At 61.6% G+C, this 20,146-nt stretch carries 17 protein-coding genes and 1 pseudogene; 12 read left to right on the top strand and 6 right to left on the bottom strand.

Going from position 1 to position 20,146, the window contains the following annotated elements:
• Positions 1–73: 73 nt before the first annotated feature.
• Together CO666_RS18165 and CO666_RS18160 are read right to left on the bottom strand one after the other, a co-directional pair.
• Positions 74–355: a hypothetical protein gene (locus CO666_RS18165; RefSeq protein WP_097613600.1), complete on the bottom strand. Its 282-nt coding sequence runs from the start codon at positions 353–355 to the stop codon at positions 74–76.
• A 26-nt stretch (positions 356–381) separates the two neighbouring features.
• Positions 382–834, bottom strand: a pseudogene (locus CO666_RS18160) (hypothetical protein).
• A 168-nt stretch (positions 835–1,002) separates the two neighbouring features.
• Between CO666_RS18160 and CO666_RS18155 the strand changes: the two are divergent.
• Positions 1,003–7,305, top strand: coding sequence for a HAMP domain-containing protein (locus CO666_RS18155; protein ID WP_097613599.1), 6,303 nt, complete (start codon positions 1,003–1,005; stop codon positions 7,303–7,305).
• Between the two features lie 10 nt (positions 7,306–7,315).
• On the top strand, positions 7,316–8,989 hold the full coding sequence (locus CO666_RS18150; protein ID WP_097613598.1) for a response regulator: 1,674 nt from the start codon (positions 7,316–7,318) through the stop codon (positions 8,987–8,989).
• 34 nt (positions 8,990–9,023) lie between these two features.
• On the opposite strand, the gene CO666_RS18145 is transcribed toward CO666_RS18150, so the two are convergent.
• Together CO666_RS18145 and CO666_RS18140 are read right to left on the bottom strand one after the other, a co-directional pair.
• Positions 9,024–9,341, bottom strand: coding sequence for a type II toxin-antitoxin system RelE/ParE family toxin (locus tag CO666_RS18145; RefSeq protein ID WP_097613597.1), 318 nt, complete (start codon positions 9,339–9,341; stop codon positions 9,024–9,026).
• Positions 9,341–9,622: a type II toxin-antitoxin system ParD family antitoxin gene (locus CO666_RS18140; RefSeq protein ID WP_097613595.1), complete on the bottom strand. Its 282-nt coding sequence runs from the start codon at positions 9,620–9,622 to the stop codon at positions 9,341–9,343. The genes CO666_RS18145 and CO666_RS18140 overlap by 1 nt, the downstream gene beginning before the upstream one ends.
• A 208-nt stretch (positions 9,623–9,830) precedes the next feature.
• Between CO666_RS18140 and treZ the strand changes: the two genes are divergently transcribed.
• Together treZ and CO666_RS34195 are read left to right on the top strand one after the other, a co-directional pair.
• On the top strand, positions 9,831–11,594 hold the full coding sequence (gene treZ, locus CO666_RS18135; protein ID WP_245436810.1) for a malto-oligosyltrehalose trehalohydrolase: 1,764 nt from the start codon (positions 9,831–9,833) through the stop codon (positions 11,592–11,594).
• Between the two features lie 360 nt (positions 11,595–11,954).
• Positions 11,955–12,116, top strand: a complete 162-nt coding sequence (locus tag CO666_RS34195; protein ID WP_179869710.1) for a hypothetical protein — start codon at positions 11,955–11,957, stop codon at positions 12,114–12,116.
• A gap of 109 nt (positions 12,117–12,225) precedes the next feature.
• Here the strand turns inward: CO666_RS34195 and CO666_RS18130 are convergent, their stop codons facing one another.
• Together CO666_RS18130 and CO666_RS18125 are read right to left on the bottom strand one after the other, a co-directional pair.
• Positions 12,226–13,413, bottom strand: coding sequence for a hypothetical protein (locus tag CO666_RS18130; RefSeq protein WP_097613591.1), 1,188 nt, complete (start codon positions 13,411–13,413; stop codon positions 12,226–12,228).
• A gap of 368 nt (positions 13,414–13,781) precedes the next feature.
• Positions 13,782–14,501, bottom strand: a complete 720-nt coding sequence (locus tag CO666_RS18125) for a GntR family transcriptional regulator (protein WP_097613589.1) — start codon at positions 14,499–14,501, stop codon at positions 13,782–13,784.
• Between the two features lie 137 nt (positions 14,502–14,638).
• Here CO666_RS18125 and araD point away from each other — a divergent pair, with 137 nt between their 5' ends.
• The 8 genes from araD to CO666_RS18085 all read left to right on the top strand — a co-directional run bounded on the left by araD (position 14,639) and on the right by CO666_RS18085 (position 20,136).
• A complete protein-coding gene (gene araD, locus CO666_RS18120) occupies positions 14,639–16,375 on the top strand; it encodes an L-arabinonate dehydratase (protein WP_097613587.1) in 1,737 nt (578 codons plus the stop codon).
• 62 nt (positions 16,376–16,437) lie between these two features.
• Complete coding sequence (locus CO666_RS18115) at positions 16,438–17,148, top strand: ribonuclease activity regulator RraA (protein ID WP_097613585.1); 711 nt, start codon at positions 16,438–16,440, stop codon at positions 17,146–17,148.
• Between the two features lie 263 nt (positions 17,149–17,411).
• On the top strand, positions 17,412–17,702 hold the full coding sequence (locus tag CO666_RS18110; protein ID WP_097613583.1) for a hypothetical protein: 291 nt from the start codon (positions 17,412–17,414) through the stop codon (positions 17,700–17,702).
• Between the two features lie 53 nt (positions 17,703–17,755).
• Entirely contained in the window at positions 17,756–18,157 is a 402-nt protein-coding gene (locus tag CO666_RS18105) for a hypothetical protein (RefSeq protein ID WP_097613680.1), read from the top strand.
• A gap of 67 nt (positions 18,158–18,224) precedes the next feature.
• A complete protein-coding gene (locus CO666_RS18100; protein WP_097613581.1) occupies positions 18,225–18,473 on the top strand; it encodes a hypothetical protein in 249 nt (82 codons plus the stop codon).
• A gap of 341 nt (positions 18,474–18,814) precedes the next feature.
• Complete coding sequence (locus CO666_RS18095; RefSeq protein WP_097613579.1) at positions 18,815–19,045, top strand: hypothetical protein; 231 nt, start codon at positions 18,815–18,817, stop codon at positions 19,043–19,045.
• 131 nt (positions 19,046–19,176) lie between these two features.
• Positions 19,177–19,437, top strand: coding sequence for a hypothetical protein (locus CO666_RS18090; protein WP_097613679.1), 261 nt, complete (start codon positions 19,177–19,179; stop codon positions 19,435–19,437).
• 171 nt (positions 19,438–19,608) lie between these two features.
• Positions 19,609–20,136 carry a hypothetical protein gene (locus tag CO666_RS18085; RefSeq protein ID WP_097613577.1) on the top strand — a complete coding sequence of 176 codons (528 nt, stop codon included), beginning with the start codon at positions 19,609–19,611 and terminating at the stop codon, positions 20,134–20,136.
• The last annotated feature ends 10 nt before the right edge of the window (positions 20,137–20,146 follow it).

Below are 20,146 nucleotides of genomic sequence, written 5' to 3'. Positions count from 1 at the left end.
AAAAATCGACAGCGCCGGATGTTGCCGCCGGAGTCATGCTCTCCGACGCTGCAAGCAAACCCTTCGAATAGGGTCAGGTGAGTTTTCCCACGAGCTTGGCATAGTCCGAAAACGTGGCTCCTTCGCCTTTCCGGCCTGCCTCGCCAGCAAGCTGCAGCACGCGGATGGGAAACAGGATCGCCGCCCGGTTGGCGCCGGAAAGCTCGTGGTCGTCATCCTCCTCGATCGCCTTTTGAGCCTTCGAGAGCGCGGCGCCGATTTCCCCGCGCGTAAGCAATTCCTTCTCGGCGATCGCGTCGCATATCGAGGCCATCGCCATGATCAGGCCTTTGAGCTGCAGATTGGCGGTATTCATGAGAACTCCCGGGTAAAGAAGGATTTCTAGTCCGCCTCGACCGGCCGGATGGTGTCGACCGAGACCGTGCCGTCGAGGATACCCCGCTTTATATCACGTCTGTCCCGATCGATCTCGATCACGGTTTAGAGTTTATCGTCGCGAAAGGCGCTGGCATTGGGTGTCGTCACATCCTCGGCGGGAGCCGCATCCACTTCCATGAAATCGAGTTCGCGGGCTGCAGCAACGATCCTGGCATCGCCCGGGGTCCGGGCGGCCACGACGACGATGCCATGGTTGGGGGCATTGCCCCATCTGGGATCGTCTGAATTGGCGATCGGCTCCAGTCGGTAGATGTTGAGCATCTCGCCACCGGATTCGGGCGATGCCTCCGCTGCCGCATCCTGCATCTGCGCCTGGCTTTCGACCGACCGTCCGAAAGTGGTCGGGCTGGTCGCGTTGTTGATGTCGTCCTTGCCGGTTCTCGAGACGTTCGACATGTCGTTCTCCTTGTCAGGACGGAAACGACGGCCGACGGGAAACTGTTCCCGCGCGGGTAAAGTTTGGCCGTTGACTTTGGGTTAGGCCTATCTCTGCAACCCTGTGGCACACCCATACCCTTTTTCCAGCGGAGCACTAATTACCCTCTGTCGAATAAGGGGGAATCCGTGAGCAAGCAAACCAGTGAATTTTCGCGCGACGATGCCGTGGCAGAGAGCCTCAATGGGCGCGACCACAAAACCATGGCATTCGACGACGCCAGCGCGCTTCTGGAAGTCCTGGTCGCGGTCAGGCGCGGCGACTTTTCCGTGCGCATGCGCTCCGATCTCACCGGCGTCACCGGCAAGGTCGCCGATGCCTTGAACGACATCATCGCCGCCAATCAGCGCATGGCTCAGCAGCTCGAACATGTCGGCCAGGTCGTCGGCCGCGACGGGCGAACGAGCACGCGGGTGCGCTTCGGCCTGTCGGATGGTTCCTGGTCGGAGATGGAAGGCTCGATCAACGGCCTGATCGACGATCTCCTCTGGCCGACGACGGCGGTGACGCGCACGATCACCGCCGTCGCCAAGGGTGACCTGCTGCAGACCGTGCCGCTCGATGTCGACGGGCGGGCTCTGAAGGGCGAATTCCTGCGCTCGGCCGATATCGTCAACACGATGATCAAGCAGCTCAGCGTCTTCACCTCGGAAGTCACGCGTGTTGCCCGCGAAGTCGGCACCGACGGCAAGCTCGGCGGCCAGGCGCAGGTGCCCGAGGTGACGGGCGTCTGGAAGGACCTGACCGAAAGCGTCAACTCGATGGCGTCGAACCTGACGGCGCAGGTGCGCAACATCGCGGAAGTGACGATCGCCGTCGCCAATGGCGACCTTTCGAAGAAGATCACCGTCGACGTGCGCGGCGAAATCCTGCAGCTCAAGGAAGCGATCAACACCATGGTCGACCAGCTGCGCTCCTTCGCTTCCGAAGTGACGCGCGTCGCCCGCGAGGTCGGGACAGAGGGCAAGCTCGGCGGTCAGGCGCTGGTGCCGGGTGTGGCCGGCACCTGGAAGGATCTGACCGACTCGGTCAACGCCATGTGCGGCAACCTCACGGCGCAGGTGCGCAATATCGCGCAGGTGACGACGGCGGTCGCGCGCGGCGACCTCTCGCGCAAGATCACCGTCGACGTTTCGGGCGAAATCCTCGAACTCAAGGAAACCATCAACACGATGGTGGACCAGCTCAATGGTTTTGCCGGCGAAGTGACGCGTGTGGCACGCGAAGTCGGCACCGAAGGTCGGCTCGGCGGTCAGGCGCAGGTGCCAGGCGTCGCCGGCACCTGGAAAGATCTGACCGACAACGTCAATTCGATGGCCTCGAACCTGACGGCGCAGGTGCGCAACATCGCCGAAGTCTCCACAGCCATCGCCAATGGCGACCTGTCGAAGAAGATTACGGTGACGGTGTCGGGCGAAATCCTCGAACTCAAGGAAACCATCAATACGATGGTGGACCAGCTGAACGCCTTCGCCTCTGAGGTGACGCGCGTCGCCCGCGAAGTCGGTACGGAAGGCCGGCTCGGCGGCCAGGCGAACGTGCGCGGTGTGGCCGGCACCTGGAAGGACCTGACCGAAAACGTCAACTCGATGGGCGGCAACCTGACGGCGCAGGTGCGCAATATCGCCGAAGTCTCCACAGCGATCGCCAATGGCGATCTTTCCAAGAAGATCACTGTCGACGTGAAGGGCGAAATCCTCGAACTGAAGGAAACCATCAATACGATGGTCGACCAGTTGAATGCCTTCGCCTCGGAAGTGACGCGTGTGGCCCGCGAAGTCGGCACGGAAGGCCGGCTCGGTGGTCAGGCGAACGTGCGCGGTGTCGCTGGCACCTGGAAGGACCTGACCGACAGCGTCAATTCCATGGCCTCGAACCTGACCGGCCAGGTGCGCAACATCGCAGAAGTCGCGACCGCGGTCGCCCAAGGCGACCTTTCCAAGAAGATCACGGTGACGGTGTCGGGGGAAATCCTCGAACTGAAGGAAACCATCAATACGATGGTCGATCAGCTGAACGGTTTTGCCGGTGAAGTCACGCGCGTGGCGCGCGAGGTCGGCACCGAAGGGCGGCTCGGCGGCCAGGCGAACGTGCTCGGCGTCGCCGGCACCTGGAAGGATCTGACCGACAGCGTCAACTCGATGGCGGGCAACCTGACCGCGCAGGTGCGCAACATCGCCGAAGTCTCCACCGCTATCGCCAATGGCGACCTGTCGAAGAAGATCACGGTGTCCGTCTCGGGCGAAATCCTGGAGCTTAAGGAAACGCTGAACACCATGGTCGACCAGCTGAACCGCTTCGCCTCTGAGGTGACGCGCGTTGCCCGCGAGGTCGGCACGGAAGGCAAGCTCGGCGGCCAGGCGCAGGTGCCTGGCGTCGCCGGCACCTGGAAGGATCTGACCGAAAACGTCAACTCCATGGCCTCCAACCTCACGGGCCAGGTGCGCAACATCGCCGAAGTCACGACCGCCGTGGCGCGCGGCGACCTCTCGCGCAAGATCACCGTCGACGTGAAAGGGGAAATCCTCGAACTGAAAAACACCATCAATACGATGGTGGACCAGCTGAACGCTTTTGCCGGCGAAGTCACACGCGTCGCCCGCGAAGTCGGCACCGAAGGCAAGCTCGGCGGCCAGGCGCAGGTCTCGGGCGTCGCCGGCACCTGGAAGGATTTGACCGACAGCGTCAACTCGATGGCCGGCAACCTGACGGCGCAGGTGCGCAACATCGCCGAAGTGGCGACCGCGATCGCCAATGGCGACCTGTCGCGCAAGATCACCGTCGATGTGCGCGGCGAAATCCTGCTGCTGAAGGATACTTTGAATACGATGGTCGATCAGCTTCGGTCCTTCGCCGGCGAAGTGACCCGCGTCGCCCGCGAGGTCGGCACCGATGGCCGGCTCGGCGGCCAGGCCGTCGTTCCCGGTGTCGCCGGCACCTGGAAGGACCTGACCGACAACGTCAACCTGCTTGCCGCCAACCTCACGACCCAGGTGCGCAACATCGCCGAAGTCACGACCGCCGTGGCGCGCGGCGACCTGTCGCGCAAGATCACCGTCGACGTGAAGGGGGAAATCCTCGAACTGAAGAACACCATCAACACCATGGTGGATCAGCTGAACGCCTTCGCCGGCGAAGTGACGCGCGTGGCGCGCGAAGTCGGCACCGAAGGTAAGCTCGGCGGTCAGGCGCAGGTGCCTGGTGTCGCCGGCACCTGGAAGGACCTGACCGACACAGTCAACGTCATGGCCGCCAACCTGACTGAGCAGGTCCGCGGCATCGTCAAGGTGGTGACGGCGGTCGCGAACGGCGACCTTAAGCAGAACCTCACCGTCGCCTCCAAAGGCGAGGTGGCGGCCCTTGCCGAAACCATCAACAACATGACCAACACGCTGGCGACCTTCGCCGATCAGGTAACGACGGTGGCGCGCGAAGTCGGCGTTGAGGGCCGCCTCGGCGGCCAGGCGAATGTTCCTGGTACCGCGGGAACGTGGAAGGACCTGACCGGCAACGTCAACCTGCTGGCTGCTAATCTGACGACCCAGGTTCGCGCTATCGCAGAGGTGGCCACCGCCGTCACCAAAGGCGACCTGACGCGGTCGATCAAGGTCGATGCGCGCGGCGAAGTGGCCGAGCTCAAGGACAACATCAATACGATGATTGACAACCTGCGCCTGACGACGGAGCGCAATACCGAGCAGGACTGGCTGAAGACAAATCTGGCGCGCTTCACCAACATGCTGCAGGGCCAGCGCGACCTGACGCTGGTCGGCAAGATGATGCTCTCGGAGCTGGCGCCGCTGGTCGGTGCGCATCAAGGGGTGATCTACCAGGTGGATGCCGACGAGAGCCAGCCGTTCCTGTCGCTGCTCTCGGTCTATGCGCAAGGCGTCGAGGCGGCGCATCCGCTGCGGCTCGATTTCGGCCAGGGCCTCGTCGGGCAATGCGCCAGCGATGCCCGCCGCATCCTCGTCACCGATCTTCCGGACAACGTCATTCCGATCAGCTCCGGCGTGTTCACGACGCTGCCGCGGAGCGCGATCGTGCTGCCCGTGCATTTCGAGGGGCAGGTGAAGGCGGTGATCGAACTTGCCTCGGCCGGCGAGTTCACCGAGCTGCAGCTCTCCTTCCTCGACCAACTGACGACGTCGATCGGCATCGTGCTCAACTCGATCGAAGCGACCATGCAGACCGAAGGCCTGCTCAAGCAGTCGCAGCAGCTTGCCGCCGAGCTGCAGACGCAGCAGCGCGAGCTGCAGCAGACCAATGAGCAGCTCGGGCAGAAGGCGCAGCAGCTGGAGGAACGCAACGTCGAAGTCGAGGCCAAGAACCAGGAAATCGAGCAGGCCCGACGCGCGCTGGAAGAAAAGGCGACCGAACTGGCGCTGACATCGAAATACAAATCCGAATTCCTCGCCAACATGTCGCATGAGCTGCGCACGCCGCTGAATTCGATCCTCATCCTCGGCCAGCAACTCGGAGAAAACCCCGACGGGAACCTGTCGGGCAAGCAGGTCGAGTTCGCAAAGACGATCCACGGCGCAGGAACCGATCTTCTGAACCTCATCAGCGATATCCTCGACCTGTCTAAGATCGAGTCCGGGACGGTCTCAGTCGATGCCGAGGAGATCTTCGTCAGCAACCTGCTCGAGATGATGGCCCGGCCGTTCCGGCATGAGGCCGAAAACCGCAACCTGTCGTTTGCGGTCGAGGTCGACGGCGACGTCACGAAGAGCATCATTACCGATTCCAAGCGCCTGCAGCAGATTCTCAAGAACCTGCTGTCGAACGCCTTCAAGTTCACCGCCCAGGGCGGTGTGACGCTTCGCGTCGCCTTGGCAACCAGCGGCTGGTCGCCCGATCATCCGTCGCTCCGGCATGCGCCTTCGGTGATCGCCTTCGAAGTCGTCGACACCGGAATCGGCATTCCGCCGGAAAAGCAGCGCATCATTTTTGAGGCGTTCCAGCAGGCGGATGCCTCCACAAGCCGCAAATATGGCGGCACCGGCCTCGGCCTGGCGATCAGCCGCGAACTGGCGAACCTGCTCGGCGGCGAGATCCAGCTGCGCAGCACGCCGGGCGTCGGCAGCACCTTCGTTCTCTACCTGCCGCTGACCTATGTCGGCGCCGGTGCGGTCGCGCCGAGGCCCGCACCCGCCCCGGCAAACGTCGTGGAATTCGCCGAAGCGGCGGCGAGCCGCCGCGCCGAAAAAGCCATCGAACACGTCGCTGACGACCGTCACCGGATAGAGGCGGGCGACTCCGTGCTGCTCGTCGTCGAGGACGATGCGCATTATGCCCGCGTCCTCGTCGATCTCGCCCGCGACAACGGCTTCAAGGTGCTGGTGGCTATGCGCGGCAGCGATGCGCTTGTTCTTGCGCAGGAGTACAAGCCGTCGGCGATCTCGCTCGATATCTTCCTGCCCGACATGCTCGGCTGGACGGTGCTGAGCCAGCTCAAACAGAATTCGCAGACGCGGCATATTCCGGTGCAGATCATCAGTCTCGACGAGGACCGCCAGCATGGGCTGACGCGCGGCGCCTTCGCTTTCATGAGCAAGCCGACGACGCCGGAAGGGCTCGGCAAGGCGCTGTCGCGGCTGAAAGCCTATGCCGAGCCGCGCCGCAAGCAGCTGCTGCTGGTGGAAGACAACGAGGCCGAGCGCCTAAGCGTCACCGCCCTTCTCGGGCATGACGATATCGACATAACGAGCGTCGGCTCCGGATCGGAGGCGCTCGACATTCTCCGGCAGGGCTCCGCCGACTGTGTCGTGCTTGACCTCACACTCCCCGACATGTCCGGCTTCGAAGTCCTGGAGCAGATCCGCGACGACGACGGGATCGCCGAAGTGCCTGTCGTCGTCTTCACCGGTCGGGAGCTTTCGCCTGAGGAAGACGCGACGCTGCACAGCATGGCCCGCAGCGTCGTGGTGAAAGGGGTGGAGTCGCCCGAACGTCTGCTCGACGAGACGGCGCTGTTCCTGCACCGGGTCGTCGCCGACCTGCCGGCGGCAAAACAGGCGACGCTGCAGGAGTTGCACAGCTCCGACGAGGATCTGGTCGGCGAAACGGTGCTGCTTGTCGACGACGACGCCCGCAACATCTTTGCGCTGAGCAGCGTTCTGGAACGCCGTGGCATGAGGGTGCTGACAGCGACGACGGGTAGTGAAGCGATCGACGTCATCAACACCGAACCCTCGGTCGCGATCGTGCTGATGGATATCATGATGCCCGGCATGGACGGTTACGAGACGATGCAGGTCATTCGCTCGGAGCCCCGCTTCCGGCGGCTGCCGATCCTGGCGCTGACGGCCAAGGCGATGAAGGGCGACCGGGAGAAATGCCTGGAAGCCGGCGCGTCGGATTATCTGGCAAAGCCGGTCAATACCGAGCAGCTTCTGTCGGCTCTGCGCATGTGGCTGCACCGCTGAGGACCCGGCCATGAACCCCGTCAATATCCTCCTCGTCGACGACCAGCCCGCCAAGCTCCTGAGCTACGAGGTCATTCTCGAAGAGCTCGAGGAAAACCTCATCAAGGCGCAATCCGCCCGCGAAGCCTTCGAGCACCTGCTGCGCACCGAAATCGCCGTGATCCTCGTCGATGTCTGCATGCCCGAGCAGGACGGCTTCGAGCTGGTCAGCATGATCCGGCAGCATCCACGCTATCAGAACACGCCGATCATCTTCGTTTCAGCCGTCATGCTGGCGGAGCCGGACCGGCTGCGCGGCTACGCCGTCGGCGCCGTCGATTACGTCTCCGTCCCGATCGTGCCGGAGGTTCTGAGGGCCAAGGTCAGGGTCTTTGCCGATCTCTACAGGAAGACGCGGGAGCTTGAGCGTCTGAACGCCGATCTAGAAGCCCGGGTTCGCCAGCGCACCGCCGAACTCGAGGCATCCGCGGACCAGCTGCGCCAGCTCAACGAAGAGCTCGAGCATCGGATCGATCAGAGAACACGCGAGCGCGAAGAGGCGCTGGCGCAGCTGTTCGAGGCGCAGAAGCTCGACACGATCGGCCATCTCACCGGCGGCGTGGCGCACGACTTCAACAATCTTCTGATGGCGGTGCTCGGCAGCCTCAACCTTCTGAAGAAGCGGCTGCCGGCGGATGAACGCAGCGAACGGCTGGTGACGAATGCGATCCAGGCCGCCGAACGCGGCACTGCGCTGACCCAGCGCCTGCTGGCCTTCGCACGCCGCCAGGAACTCAAGCCGCAGGCGGTCGACTTCCTCAGGCTGTTTGAAAATGTCGAGGATCTTCTCGCCAAAGCGGTCGGGCCACGCATCGAAATCCGGAAAAGCATTCCGGTGGACCTCGCGCCTCTGCTGGTCGATAGCAACCAGCTGGAACTGGCGCTGCTCAATCTGTTCGTCAATGCCCGGGACGCGCTCGAAAGCGGCGGCGCCGTGACGGTTGCTGCGGCCGCCGAAGAGAGCCGGCCGGCGGCTCTCGCGGGCGGGGACTATATCAGGATATCGGTGTCGGACGATGGCGAAGGCATGGACGAGGCCACGGTTTCCCGTGCTGCCGAACCGTTCTTCACTACCAAAGGCGTGGGCAAAGGCACCGGTCTCGGCCTATCGATGGTTCACGGCCTGGCGGCGCAATCCGGCGGCTCGATCCAGATAGCCAGCACGCGGGGCAAGGGCACGACCGTTTCCCTGTGGCTGCCCGTCGCCGAGACCTTCGTCAAGACGCAGCCGGTCGTCGAGCCTCCGGTGACGGAGCCGCTGACACCGGTGTCGCGGCCGCTTGCCATTCTCGTCGTCGACGACGATGCGCTCGTCAGGACGGGAACCGTGGCGATGCTGGAGGACCTCGGGCACCTGCCGCGGGAAGCGTCTTCGGCTTCCCAGGCTTTGGAATTCCTTGCCGACGGCCCGAACTGCGATCTCGTCATCACCGATCATGCCATGCCCGGCATGACGGGCGCGGAGCTTGCGCGTCACCTTCGTTCGGTTTTCCCCGGCCTGCCCATTATTCTTGCTTCCGGCTATGCCGAGTTCTCCGAAGACCATGGCCTCGGCCGGATGCTGCGGATGAAGAAGCCGTTCACGCAGGAACAGCTTCGGGCGGCGATGGATCAGGCGCTTTCGGGCAAGGTCGCAGCAGCCTGACGATCGAGGCGGAGATGCGCCGCGTGTCCTGCGATTAGGGCCGGCTGTCGCTCTCGTCGCTCTTAAACTGCTGCCCGGCATAGAGGATGCGGAGGATAACAACCTCGGTGGGCTCGACCACGAACGCCACGCTGATCCGGCGCTCAAAGCCGACAATACGCAATCCCGGCCGAACCTGACCACGGATGCTACCTTGCTCCGGATATGTATCGAACCCATTCACAAAGGTCTTGATGCGGGCCACGTAATCGCGGGCGGCGGCAGAAGATGCAGATTTCTTGCGGACGAAACGATAGATACGCGCCAAATCCAACTCCGCCTCATCGGTCAGGCGGATACGATAGCGCTTCATCAATCTTCTTCCCGATCGATTTCGTCCATGCGCGCTTCGAGGCGCTTCCAGACCTCATCGACGGGCTTGGCTTTGCTGGGATCGGCCTTATAGGCATCATAGGTGGCCGCGACTTCGGTTCGCAGCCAATGCTCGACGGCATTTTCGCGTTCTGCCAGAGCCCGCAGTCCTTCGCGTATGACTTCGCTCTCCGAGGCGTAATCACCGTTGGACACCCGTTGCTTGACGAGTTTGGCCATTTCCACCGGCAATGTAATGCTCATCTGCTGTGTTGAACGCATTGAATGCACTCCTATTCAGCATCCTTATACCATACGATAGGATAAAATCCTACTCGCGATAGGATGGAATCATACTTCCTGGCATCTGCCGAATAGGCATTCCGCGCCGACGGGCCACTTGCGCTATCCGCGCCGGCGAAACTTTTTGTCCTGACAAAAGTTACCCAAATCCCATCTTCACTTCACCAAAGGCTTTCCCTTGGCAAAAATGACGTTCGGGCCTGTTTTTACCGAAGAGGGCATTCTGTTTCGCCTGTGGGCTCCCCTGCATGAAAGCGTATCCTTGAAGCTCGAAGGCGCCGATCCGCGCCCAATGCGGGCGGGCGAAGACGGCTGGCACGAGTGCACTATTGCAGATGCTCGTCCCGGGACACGCTACCGCTTCGTCTTGCCCGGCGATCTCGAAATTCCCGATCCCGCTTCGCGGTTCCAGCCGCTGGACGTGCATGGCCCGAGCGAAGTGGTCGACCTTTCCTCCTATCACTGGAAGGCGGGCGACTGGACCGGCCGGCCCTGGGAGGAGATGGTCATCTACGAGATGCATATCGGCGGCTTCACGCCGGAAGGCAGCTTCAGGGCCGCGATCGAGCGACTCGATCATCTGCAAGGGCTTGGTATCACGGCGTTGCAGATCATGCCGCTCAGTGAATTTCCGGGCCGTTACAGCTGGGGGTATGACGGCGTGCTTCCCTATGCGCCCGACAGCAGCTACGGTCGGCCGGAGGATTTCATGGCGCTGGTGGATGCAGCACACCAGCGCGGTATCTCCGTTTTCCTTGACGTGGTCTACAATCATTTCGGGCCGGATGGAAACCATATCCCGTCCTATGCGCCGCTCTTTACCGATCATCACAAAACGCCCTGGGGGCACGGGGTCAATTACGACGGCGACGGGTCGGAGATGATCCGCGAATTCATCATTGAGAATGCCATCTATTGGATCACCGAGTTCAGGCTTGACGGTTTCCGCTTTGATGCCGTCCACGCCATCAAGGACGACAGCGACGAACATCTGCTTCACGCGCTTGCCCGCCGCGTCAGGGCGGCGGCCGGCAACCGGCATGTGCACCTGATCGTCGAAAACGAGGAAAACGACAGTGAGTTGTTGAAGCGTGACGAAAAGGGCGAGGCGAGGCTGTTCACCGCCCAGTGGAACGACGACGTGCATCACGCGCTGCATGTCGCCGCCACGGATGAAACCTTCGGCTATTACGCCGATTACGCCGGCGACGCCGGCACGCTCGGCAAGGCGCTGGCGGAAGGTTTCGTGTTCCAGGGCGAACATATGCCCTATCGCGGGAGGAACCGCGGCAGGCCGAGCGGCCACCTGCCGCCCACCGCCTTCGTGTCCTTCATCCAGAACCATGATCAGATCGGCAACAGGGCGCTGGGCGACCGGGTTCTGGCGTCGAGCCCGGTCGATGCCGTCAAGGCCGTCATATCAATCTATCTGCTGGCGCCCGAGATCCCGATGCTGTTCATGGGCGAGGAATGGGGCGCCACCGAACCTTTTCCCTTTTTCTGCGATTTCGATGAAGATTTGAACGAGAAGGTCAGGCAAGGCCGGCGCCAGGAGCTTTCGCGTCTGCCCGGCTTCGACGCAGGCGACCTTCTCGACCCGACGACGCCATTGACTTTTGCTGCGGCCAAGCTCGACTGGTCGAAACGCACCACCTCCGACATGCTTGACTATTACAAAACACTTCTCGACCTCCGGCACCGGCGGATCGTTCCTTTGCTGAAAGGTGCCGTTGGCGGAAGCGCGGTCTACCGCTCGGCGGGAAATGCGATCGCGGTGGATTGGACCCTTGCGGAAAGCCGGCGTCTTCATCTGCGCGCCAACCTCGGCAACGCGGCGGCGCCGCTGCTCGAGCCGCGGCAGGACGACACCGAGACGATATTCCGTCTCGGCGGAAGCGGCGGCGACGGTCTCGGCCCGTGGACGGTGATCTGGAGCATCAGCGCGGTGTGACGGCGGTGGGAAGAAGGGACCGAAGCATGAAATCGAGCCGCATTCCGGGCACCCGCGACAACTATCCGAACAGGAGGCCGAAGCTATCGCTTTTGCTGGAGAAACTGATGTCGAGCCCGCGGCTCAAGAGCGTGGCGGCGGCCATGCGGGAAGAAAGGCCACGGGAGTGATTGAGGTCGAGCGAGCCGTCAGCTTCGTGATCGTCGTTCGATCGGAGCTGCCGCGCCAAGGAAAATCGATCGCGGAGGAACGAATAGGCAGCCAGCGAATTTACACGAATAAGGACAGGAATGTTAAGATGACGGCCTATCCGCTTTCGCCGCTTTAAAGGCGGTGCGACCAATATGATGGGACAAGATCATGACGACCGCAATCATCCTTATCGCATTGGCTCTGATCATCATCTACGCCGGCCCGACATTGCTGTTCATCTGTATCGGCTATGCCGATTATGTGCTGGAGCGGCGAAGACATCTGATCGCTGTGAAGCACGCCGTCAGGCGTCGCAGCGACGAGTTTTAGAGCTATTCGGCCAGCTTTTCATCGGCCTATTGCTTGGCCGTCCCGTGGGAATGGACCCCAGAGGCAGGTTGGAAAACCCGCCTCTGGCTGCAGCTGCTCTTGAAGCAGCTCAGTCGTTCGCCGTGACCTTGACGCCGAGCACCGAAGGAATGGTGTTCGGAGCACCCATGGCTGCGCCTATGATCATCGGAAATGGAACCGGCTTTTCCGGGGCGGCGCTGATCGTCAGGCTTTTCGGCCCGTCGAGATAGGTGTTGACGGCAGCCGATACCTGGTTTTGCAGCTCCGGCAGGTTGAGCTGCGCCATCATGATCGGCACGAGGCCTTTCAGGGATTGCGTCAGTTGCTCGCCTGTGATGCCCTGCTGCGAACCGGCATAATCGAGCGCCTTCTTGGTGATCGAGGCATCGTCGAAGCGGATCGAAGCGCTGTTGAACGTCAGTTGCTGCACCAGCCCCAACATCGCTAGGCCGACGGCCTGGTTGGCCTCTTCCTTGTTCGGATTGGCTTGGGCGGTCTTCACCGCCTCCTGCAGCGATTTGATGAAGCCCAGCGTGTAACCGGAAAAGTCGACGGCGAAGTTCAGCCGGCCGACATTCTCGAAGTCGAAAGCATATTCGTCGACGGCGACCTTGCCGCTTTCGATTTCCCAGCTGCCCTTCATCGTCACCGTGCCGTCGAGCGTCGTCAGCCCGAGTTTCTCGATGGCCTCCTTCGCGCTTGCGTCTTCGACCTGCGACAGGTCGCCCTTCAGGCCGGCGACATTGGCGTCATAGGCCAAGCCGCCGTCATTGCGTTCCATGTTCGCCTCGATGCTCTCGATCGCCAGCACGTCCTTGCCTTTGACATTGACGGCGATCGGGCCGGTGCTGAACGTTTCGTACAGCAGAATATTATTCAGCGTGTCGCCGGCTGGATTGGCGGGGATCGTCAGGTCGGTGATCTCGATATCCTTGGCGGAAAAACGGCCTTCCCCCTGGCTCCTGTCGATATCCGGGAAAGAAACGGTCTTGGCGTGGTAGCCGCCGCCTTCGGTTTCCTCGACGCCCTCGAAGGTGAGCTCGCCGATCTTCAAACTATCGCCGGGCAGGTTTTGTAATCCCACCTGGACGCCCGTAGCCGTTACCGTGTCGCCGTCGACATCGGCCTTCTCGAAGGTGATGATCGTGCCGCCGGGACTGGTTGCGGCATTGAGCTTCTTCATCAGGTCAGCGCCGTCAAGAGCAAGCGCCGGGCCGGCGAGCGTCAGGAAGGCGGTGCTTGCCATCATCAGGTGGAAATTGCGCATGTGCTTCACGAAGATATCCTTATGTCGAAAGTAGATACGGGATTGCGAAACTGCCGGACATATCCCAGCCGCCTTTCGGGTATGAGAGGCGGCGGGAATGTCTGGGTTGCATCTGGTCGGCTAATTTGGGGGCGAGGAGGTCAGGCTCCGTCGGAACCGCTGGGCTGAAGAGACATAGCCGATCTTCCGCCGGGAATGGACGGCAGCATTTTCTCTATCAGAGGTAGTTTTGCGGTTCATCGTCACACATAAAGTGTATTCTCTCGATTTTTGCAAGCCTCAAACGACCGAATGGCAGGGAAATCGTCGCCGGATTTTTTACGCGTTTTCAGTGCGGTAAGCGGAATTGTCCTTCCCGCCGCCGCGGCGCGGCCGGCTTATACGAAGTAATCGGGGAACGCCTTCCTGAGCTCTTCGACTTTTGCGACGGTCTGGCTGAGATGCTCACGGATCGCGTCGACGGCACGCTGTTCATCGCGGGCGGCAATTGCGTCGATGATGGCGTGGTGACCATCGAGAATGCTCATGATCTTGCCCTTCTCGGGCAGATGCAAGCGACGAACGCGATCGAGATGGCCGGACCGCTCGCGAACCAATTGATGGAGGCTGCTACGTTTGGCGCCTGCGAATAATGTCTGGTGAAAGAGCTCGTCGAGTTCCTGGAACATGGCAATCTGATCGATGTCGTCGGCGACTGCCGACTGCATTTTGATGATCGAGCGGGCTCGGGTGAGGACGCTCGGATCCGGATCCGGATCGGTCGCAAGGCGGCGGCAGACTTCCGATTCCAGCGCGACGCGAAGGAAATGCGCCTCATAAATTTGCAGGACATCGATCCTGGTCACCACAGTGCGGGACTGCGGGTGAATGCGAACCAGGCCTTCCTGTTTGAGAAGCTGAAGCGCGTCACGAATGGGAGTCTGGCTGACTTCATAGGTCTCGGTAAGCTCGGTGCGCGACAGCGTGGTGTCTGGGGGCAGCTGAATGGTGATGATCCGCTTCCTGAGATCGTCATAGACCCGCTGGACCGTGCTGCCGGCTGGGGCCGGAAAAGCGAGTGCAGTCAGGCCGAATGTGGAGGCGAACTGGGAATTCATGTGGGGCATCCTTTCGCACCACTCATAGCTTTGCATGGCTCAAGGCACAAGAATACAAGGTTCTCGTTGATATATATGTCAAACTAAAATATCAGTTACGGGCCTGAGATGAGCAAGCCAAAAGTTGGGAGAGAGCCGTGGCCGCTGGAAAAACTTACGAGCAATTGCGGTCGGCCCGATGGATGCTGCCGGATGATCAGCGCTCGTTCGGTCACCGGTCGCGGACCATGCAGATGGGGTATGCACCGGAGGATTGGCAAGGAAAGCCGATCATTGCCGTCATCAACACCTGGTCCGATGCACAGCCCTGCCACATGCATTTCCGCGAGCGCGCCGAATGGGTAAAGCGGGGAATTCTTCAGTCGGGCGGGTTCCCCATGGAACTGCCGGCGCTTTCCCTTTCCGAAAATTTCGTCAAGCCGACCACCATGCTCTATCGCAATATGTTGGCGATGGAGACCGAGGAGCTGTTGCGGAGCCATCCTGTCGACGGCGCCGTGCTGATGGGCGGCTGCGACAAGACCACGCCGGGTCTTGTCATGGGCGCCGTCAGCATGGGCATTCCCTTTATCTATCTGCCTGCTGGCCCGATGCTTCGCGGCAATTATGCCGGCAAGACGCTGGGCTCCGGGACCGATGGTTTCAAATATTGGGACGAGCGGCGTGCCGGCACGATCTCCAAGGAGGAGTGGCAGGGTATCGAAGGCGGGATTGCCCGCAGCTACGGCCATTGCATGACCATGGGCACGGCGTCGACGATGACGGCGATCGCCGAGGCCATGGGGTTGACGCTGCCGGGCGCGTCCTCGATTCCGGCGGCCGACGCCAACCACCAGCGCATGTCGGCGGCCTGTGGCCGGCGGATCGTCGATATGGTGTGGGAGGATCTGACGCCCGACAGGATCATCACCCGGGCGGCGGTCGACAATTCCGTCACGGTCGCCATGGCGACCGGCTGCTCCACCAATGCGATCATTCACCTGATCGCCATGGCGCGGCGCGCCGGCGTCCCGCTGGAGCTCGACGACCTCGATCGCATCGGCCGCACGACGCCGGTTCTCGCCAACATCCGGCCTTCCGGTTCGACCTACCTGATGGAGGATTTCTTTTATGCGGGCGGCTTGCGCGCACTGATGAAACAACTCGGCGACAAGCTGGATTCAACAGCGATTACCGTCACGGGAAAACCGCTGACGGACGGCCTCGATCAGGTGAAGATCTACAATGACGATGTTATCCGGCCATTGTCGAACCCGGTCTATCACGAAGGTTCGCTGGCTGTGCTCAAGGGGAACCTGTGTCCCGATGGCGCGGTCATCAAACCCGCGGCCTGCGATCCAAAATTCCATCGCCATTGCGGCCCGGCGCTGGTCGCCGACAACTATGCGGACATGAAGAAGATCATCGACGATCCGGATTATCCGCTGACGCCGGACACCGTGCTCGTGCTGCGCAACGCCGGCCCGCAGGGCGGCCCGGGCATGCCGGAATGGGGCATGATCCCGATGCCGAAGGCGCTGTTGAAGCTCGGCCTGCGCGACATGGTGCGGATCTCGGATGCCCGGATGTCCGGAACCAGTTTCGGCGCCTGCGTGTTGCATGTTGCGCCGGAATCTTACATCGGCGGCCCTCTGGCATTGCTGAGAACCGGGGACATGGTCGAGCTCGATATTCCCACGCGCAGCCTCAATATGCTGGTTTCCGAAGAAGAGATCGCAGCGCGGCGGGCCGCCTGGGTGGCGCCCACGCGGCACTACGAGCGCGGTTACGGTTTCATGTTCTCCAGCCATATCGAGCAGGCCGACAAAGGCTGCGACTTCGATTTCCTGACGACGGAATTCGGTGGCAAGACGCCTGAACCGGCCATCAACTGAGGGACCACGATGGTTGATCCCAATCGACTTCGGCGTCTGAATTTGAATGAGGAGAAGGAATTATGAACCCCGCAACCCGCGAAAAGCTGATGAGTGTCTCCGTCGCGACGCTCTGCTCGGCGCTGTTCAAGCGCGGTCTGAAAAACCAGACGGTTCAGGACGTTCGGCCGGTGCAGCCGAAGGGCCGCAATATGGTCGGGCCGGCCTTCACGCTGCGTTACATGCCGGCGCGGGAGGACCGCAACGCCATGAACGTCTTTCGCAACCCGAAACATCCGCAGCGGCTTGCCATCGAGACCTGTCCGGAAGGCCATGTTCTGGTGATGGACAGCCGCAAGGATCCGCGCGCGGCGTCCGCCGGCGACATCCTGATTACCCGCCTGATGATGCGCGGCGGTGCCGGCGTCGTCACCGACGGCGGCTTCCGCGACGCCATGACCATCGGCGGTCTTGAGATTCCCGCCTATCATCATCGTCCCTCCAGCCCGACCAATCTCACGCTCCACGAGGCGATCGACATCAATGTGCCGATCGGTTGCGGGGATGTGGCGGTCTTTCCGGGCGACATCATGGTCGGCGACGACGACAGCGTGATCGTCATCCCAGCCGAGATCGCTGACGAAGTCGCTGACGAAGCGGTCGAGATGACCGCTTACGAGGATTTCGTCACCGAGCGCGTCAAGCAAGGACATACGATCATCGGTCTCTATCCGGCCACCGACGAAAGCAATCTGGCGCTCTTTGCGGACTGGCGAAAGGTGAACGGCCGCTAGAGCGGCGCGTCGGCGGCCAACTAACGCGACAGACGGGCTTTGGGCTCGGGCTGATGTTGAATTGCCGGGGCAGAGGCTGTCCGGCAAGGGGCGAGCGAACGCCCGCCCGACGCCGGTTTGCCGATCGAGGCGATTGCGCGGTTGTTCCGGTTGCGGGCGATTTGCTCGGCCTTCTGCCGAATTCTGGAACAATGTCTGTCGTCCCCTGTTACACTGGCGATAAAATCAGTGATGCGGGAAGGACGAGGCAGCGGGAGGGTTCGATGAGGCGGAGCATGGGATTTGGGCTGATTTTCGCCGTTGCATTGACGGGCTGCACGACCGGCTCAGGCAATTACTCGTCGACGGGGCTGGCCCCCATTCCGGGCAGCATTACCTATAATGGTCAGCCTCGCACGAAGCTGACGAAATCGCCTGCCGGTTCTTCCTTCCCGCACAGCTTCACAGATCAGTGGGGGCGCGAGGTCGAGGAAATTTACATCATCCGGCCCGACCGGAGCTTGCTCATCGCCGAGCGCCACTACCGGCCGATCTTCTCGCTCGACGACGACTAGAGCAAAAGTGCGGAAGCGATTTTGCGCGCTGCCCTGGAGAAGGAGAATTGATCATGCCGCGACGCAAGAGCAGTCAGACGACGACGCTCGACACCAAAGGAGCGAGGATAGGCGAGCCGGTCCCGAAGGCTGTCATCGACACCGTCACCGCCTCTGTCGGCATTCCCCGGCAGCCTGACCATGGTCTGCAGGAGGAGCTGAACACGCTGCGACAGCAAATCGACGCGCTCCAGCAGCAGTTCCTCGATGGCGCCCGATTGGTAAAGGGTGGTGCCGGGAAGGCAATGCGTCAGACAGAAGTGGCGGTGAAGCGCTATCCGGCCTCGACGCTCCTCGTTCTTGCGGCTGCTGCGGCTGCGTTCGTCTTCGCTGCGCGCCGCGCCTCCCTGCCGCGCCATCAACTGGCGCTACGCGATCTGAGGGAATTTTACGACACCGTCCGCGAGCGCATCTGACAAGATTTCGGGATTGTCAGCATGCCCGTTATGCCCGACACTTAATCATCCAAGCGAGGGCAACTGCATGCTCGACATCATCATACGAGACGCCCTTGATATTGTTGGGCGTACGGAGCGCCTGATCGAGGCAAGCAGGCGGCTACTGGACAGTAAGGGCCTGGACGAAGTTGAGATGTACGAGCTCGATTACGAGATCGAACGGCTCGGGGATGCGGTTTTCGTCGTGGATGAAGCCATTCGGTCGCTTGCACGGTCCGTCGAATGCTGGCCGCAGACCGCCCCGGTTCACGGGACAGCGAGAACATTGCATTGACGAACGGCCGCCGCCTCTAAGTGGTTTAGGCGACAGCCCGTTCATCCTGTTCCAGGGAACTGAGACTGCACGAAGCCCGTTCTGGAATTTTCGAGCCGCGGTCCGCGTGTCACGCCGATGTCACGCGACCGTGGAAACAATATGTGCTTGATCGTTATCGTTGGGTGAGGCCGAGGTCTCATGCGCCGCCGGTCCGATTGCCGGAACTGGCGGTCTTGTTGTTCGATCGATTTTCCGGTGTGTTGGAGACACGCGATGAGGGATGTGCTGCCGACTATCACGCTCGTCCCGAGCTGGGGACAGCCGGGTCAATCCTGCTATTGTTTGGCTGAGGCATGACGATGACCTCGAAGACCTCCGGGCGAAAATCTCAGCCCCACGAATTCATCTTTCCGGTTCACACGCGCACGATCGCCGAGATCAGGTACGATAGCCTGAGCCGAGTGATGACGGTGGTCTATCACGACGGCCGCTCGACAACGACGACCGGGATACAGGGCCCTGCAATGCTGAGGATTCTTGCCCAGCGTCCGCTGGAGCGTTCGCCGTTTCTGTTGCAGACCGTCATCTGAGGCGGGAATCGGTGCCGGCTCTTGTCTGCTTTGCGTGGACAGGCATCCGTTCATTAAATCGGCGTGATCGTGCATCCATTTCCCGCGGCCTGCGTTCATCTCCAACAGCCAGAGCCACGGAGGGAATGCCGATGACCTTTCCACCACCGAAAACCGAAGCTGTCGTGCCGCGCTTCGAAGAGGCGACCATTGCCGCGCGCGACGCTCTGGAAGGGTTGATTGCAGCCGCCAATGAAGCCGGATGGGCAACCGAAGAGATAACCGCCGCGATCCTTAAGGCTGCGCAGTTTCTGAGTGATGCCAACAAGAAAGATCCCGATCCGGCCGAAGATAATGTGAGCAGCGACACTGCCAGGCAGGAGCAGATCGGTCACGGCGAGCTCTACGATTAGAGCAGTTCCAGGGAAACCGCGACGCGGCGGCGACCTGCCCATCTCGAAGTCGTGCTGGCCGAAGATGATAATCGGCGCAACGGTGACGCTGGCCCAGTTGGCGTCGGCGGCCGAATGCATCCTTTTGAGCCCTCGAGCGTTCTATCGCCAGGAAATAGCTGGAGATGCATCATGTTCAAGGACGAACTCGGCGATATCGGTATAAACGAGGGTATGCGCGACAGTGCCGGCACCGCACCGGCTGCCTTCGAAGAGGCGAACGCCAATCCCGATCTGATCAGGCGTGAGGGTTTTGCGAGCCAGGCCGAATATCGGGCATATGTTGCGACGCTCGGTGGCCGTGTTCCGGTTGAAGGTCTCGTCGATACCGCCCTCCCGGCCTCCGATCATCATGCGTTGGAAAGCCGTCTGCGAGACCTGAGGGAAGAACTCGAAAACCTCCGTGCTCGCCTTCATGTGATCCGGCGTCAGGCGGCGACCGTGGTTGCGCAGAACCTGCGGTGGGCCGATGCAAGCGCGCAAGCACAGCTCGGCACGCAGCCCTGGCTCAAGCTGGCCGGCGCAATGGCGGCGGCATTCGTCGTCACGAGGGGTATCAGGCGGCTACCTCTGGGGACCGTAGCAACGACGGCGATGCCCTTGGTCGGTCAGGTCTCGAAGCGAATTGAAACGGGCGCCATCTTCTTGCCGAAATATTAGTGAGATCTTA

The sequence above is a fragment of the Rhizobium chutanense genome (assembly GCF_002531935.1).
Lineage (GTDB): Bacteria > Pseudomonadota > Alphaproteobacteria > Rhizobiales > Rhizobiaceae > Rhizobium > Rhizobium chutanense.
Note: the sequence above shows the minus strand (reverse complement) of the source record. Positions and strands in the feature narration are given on the sequence as shown.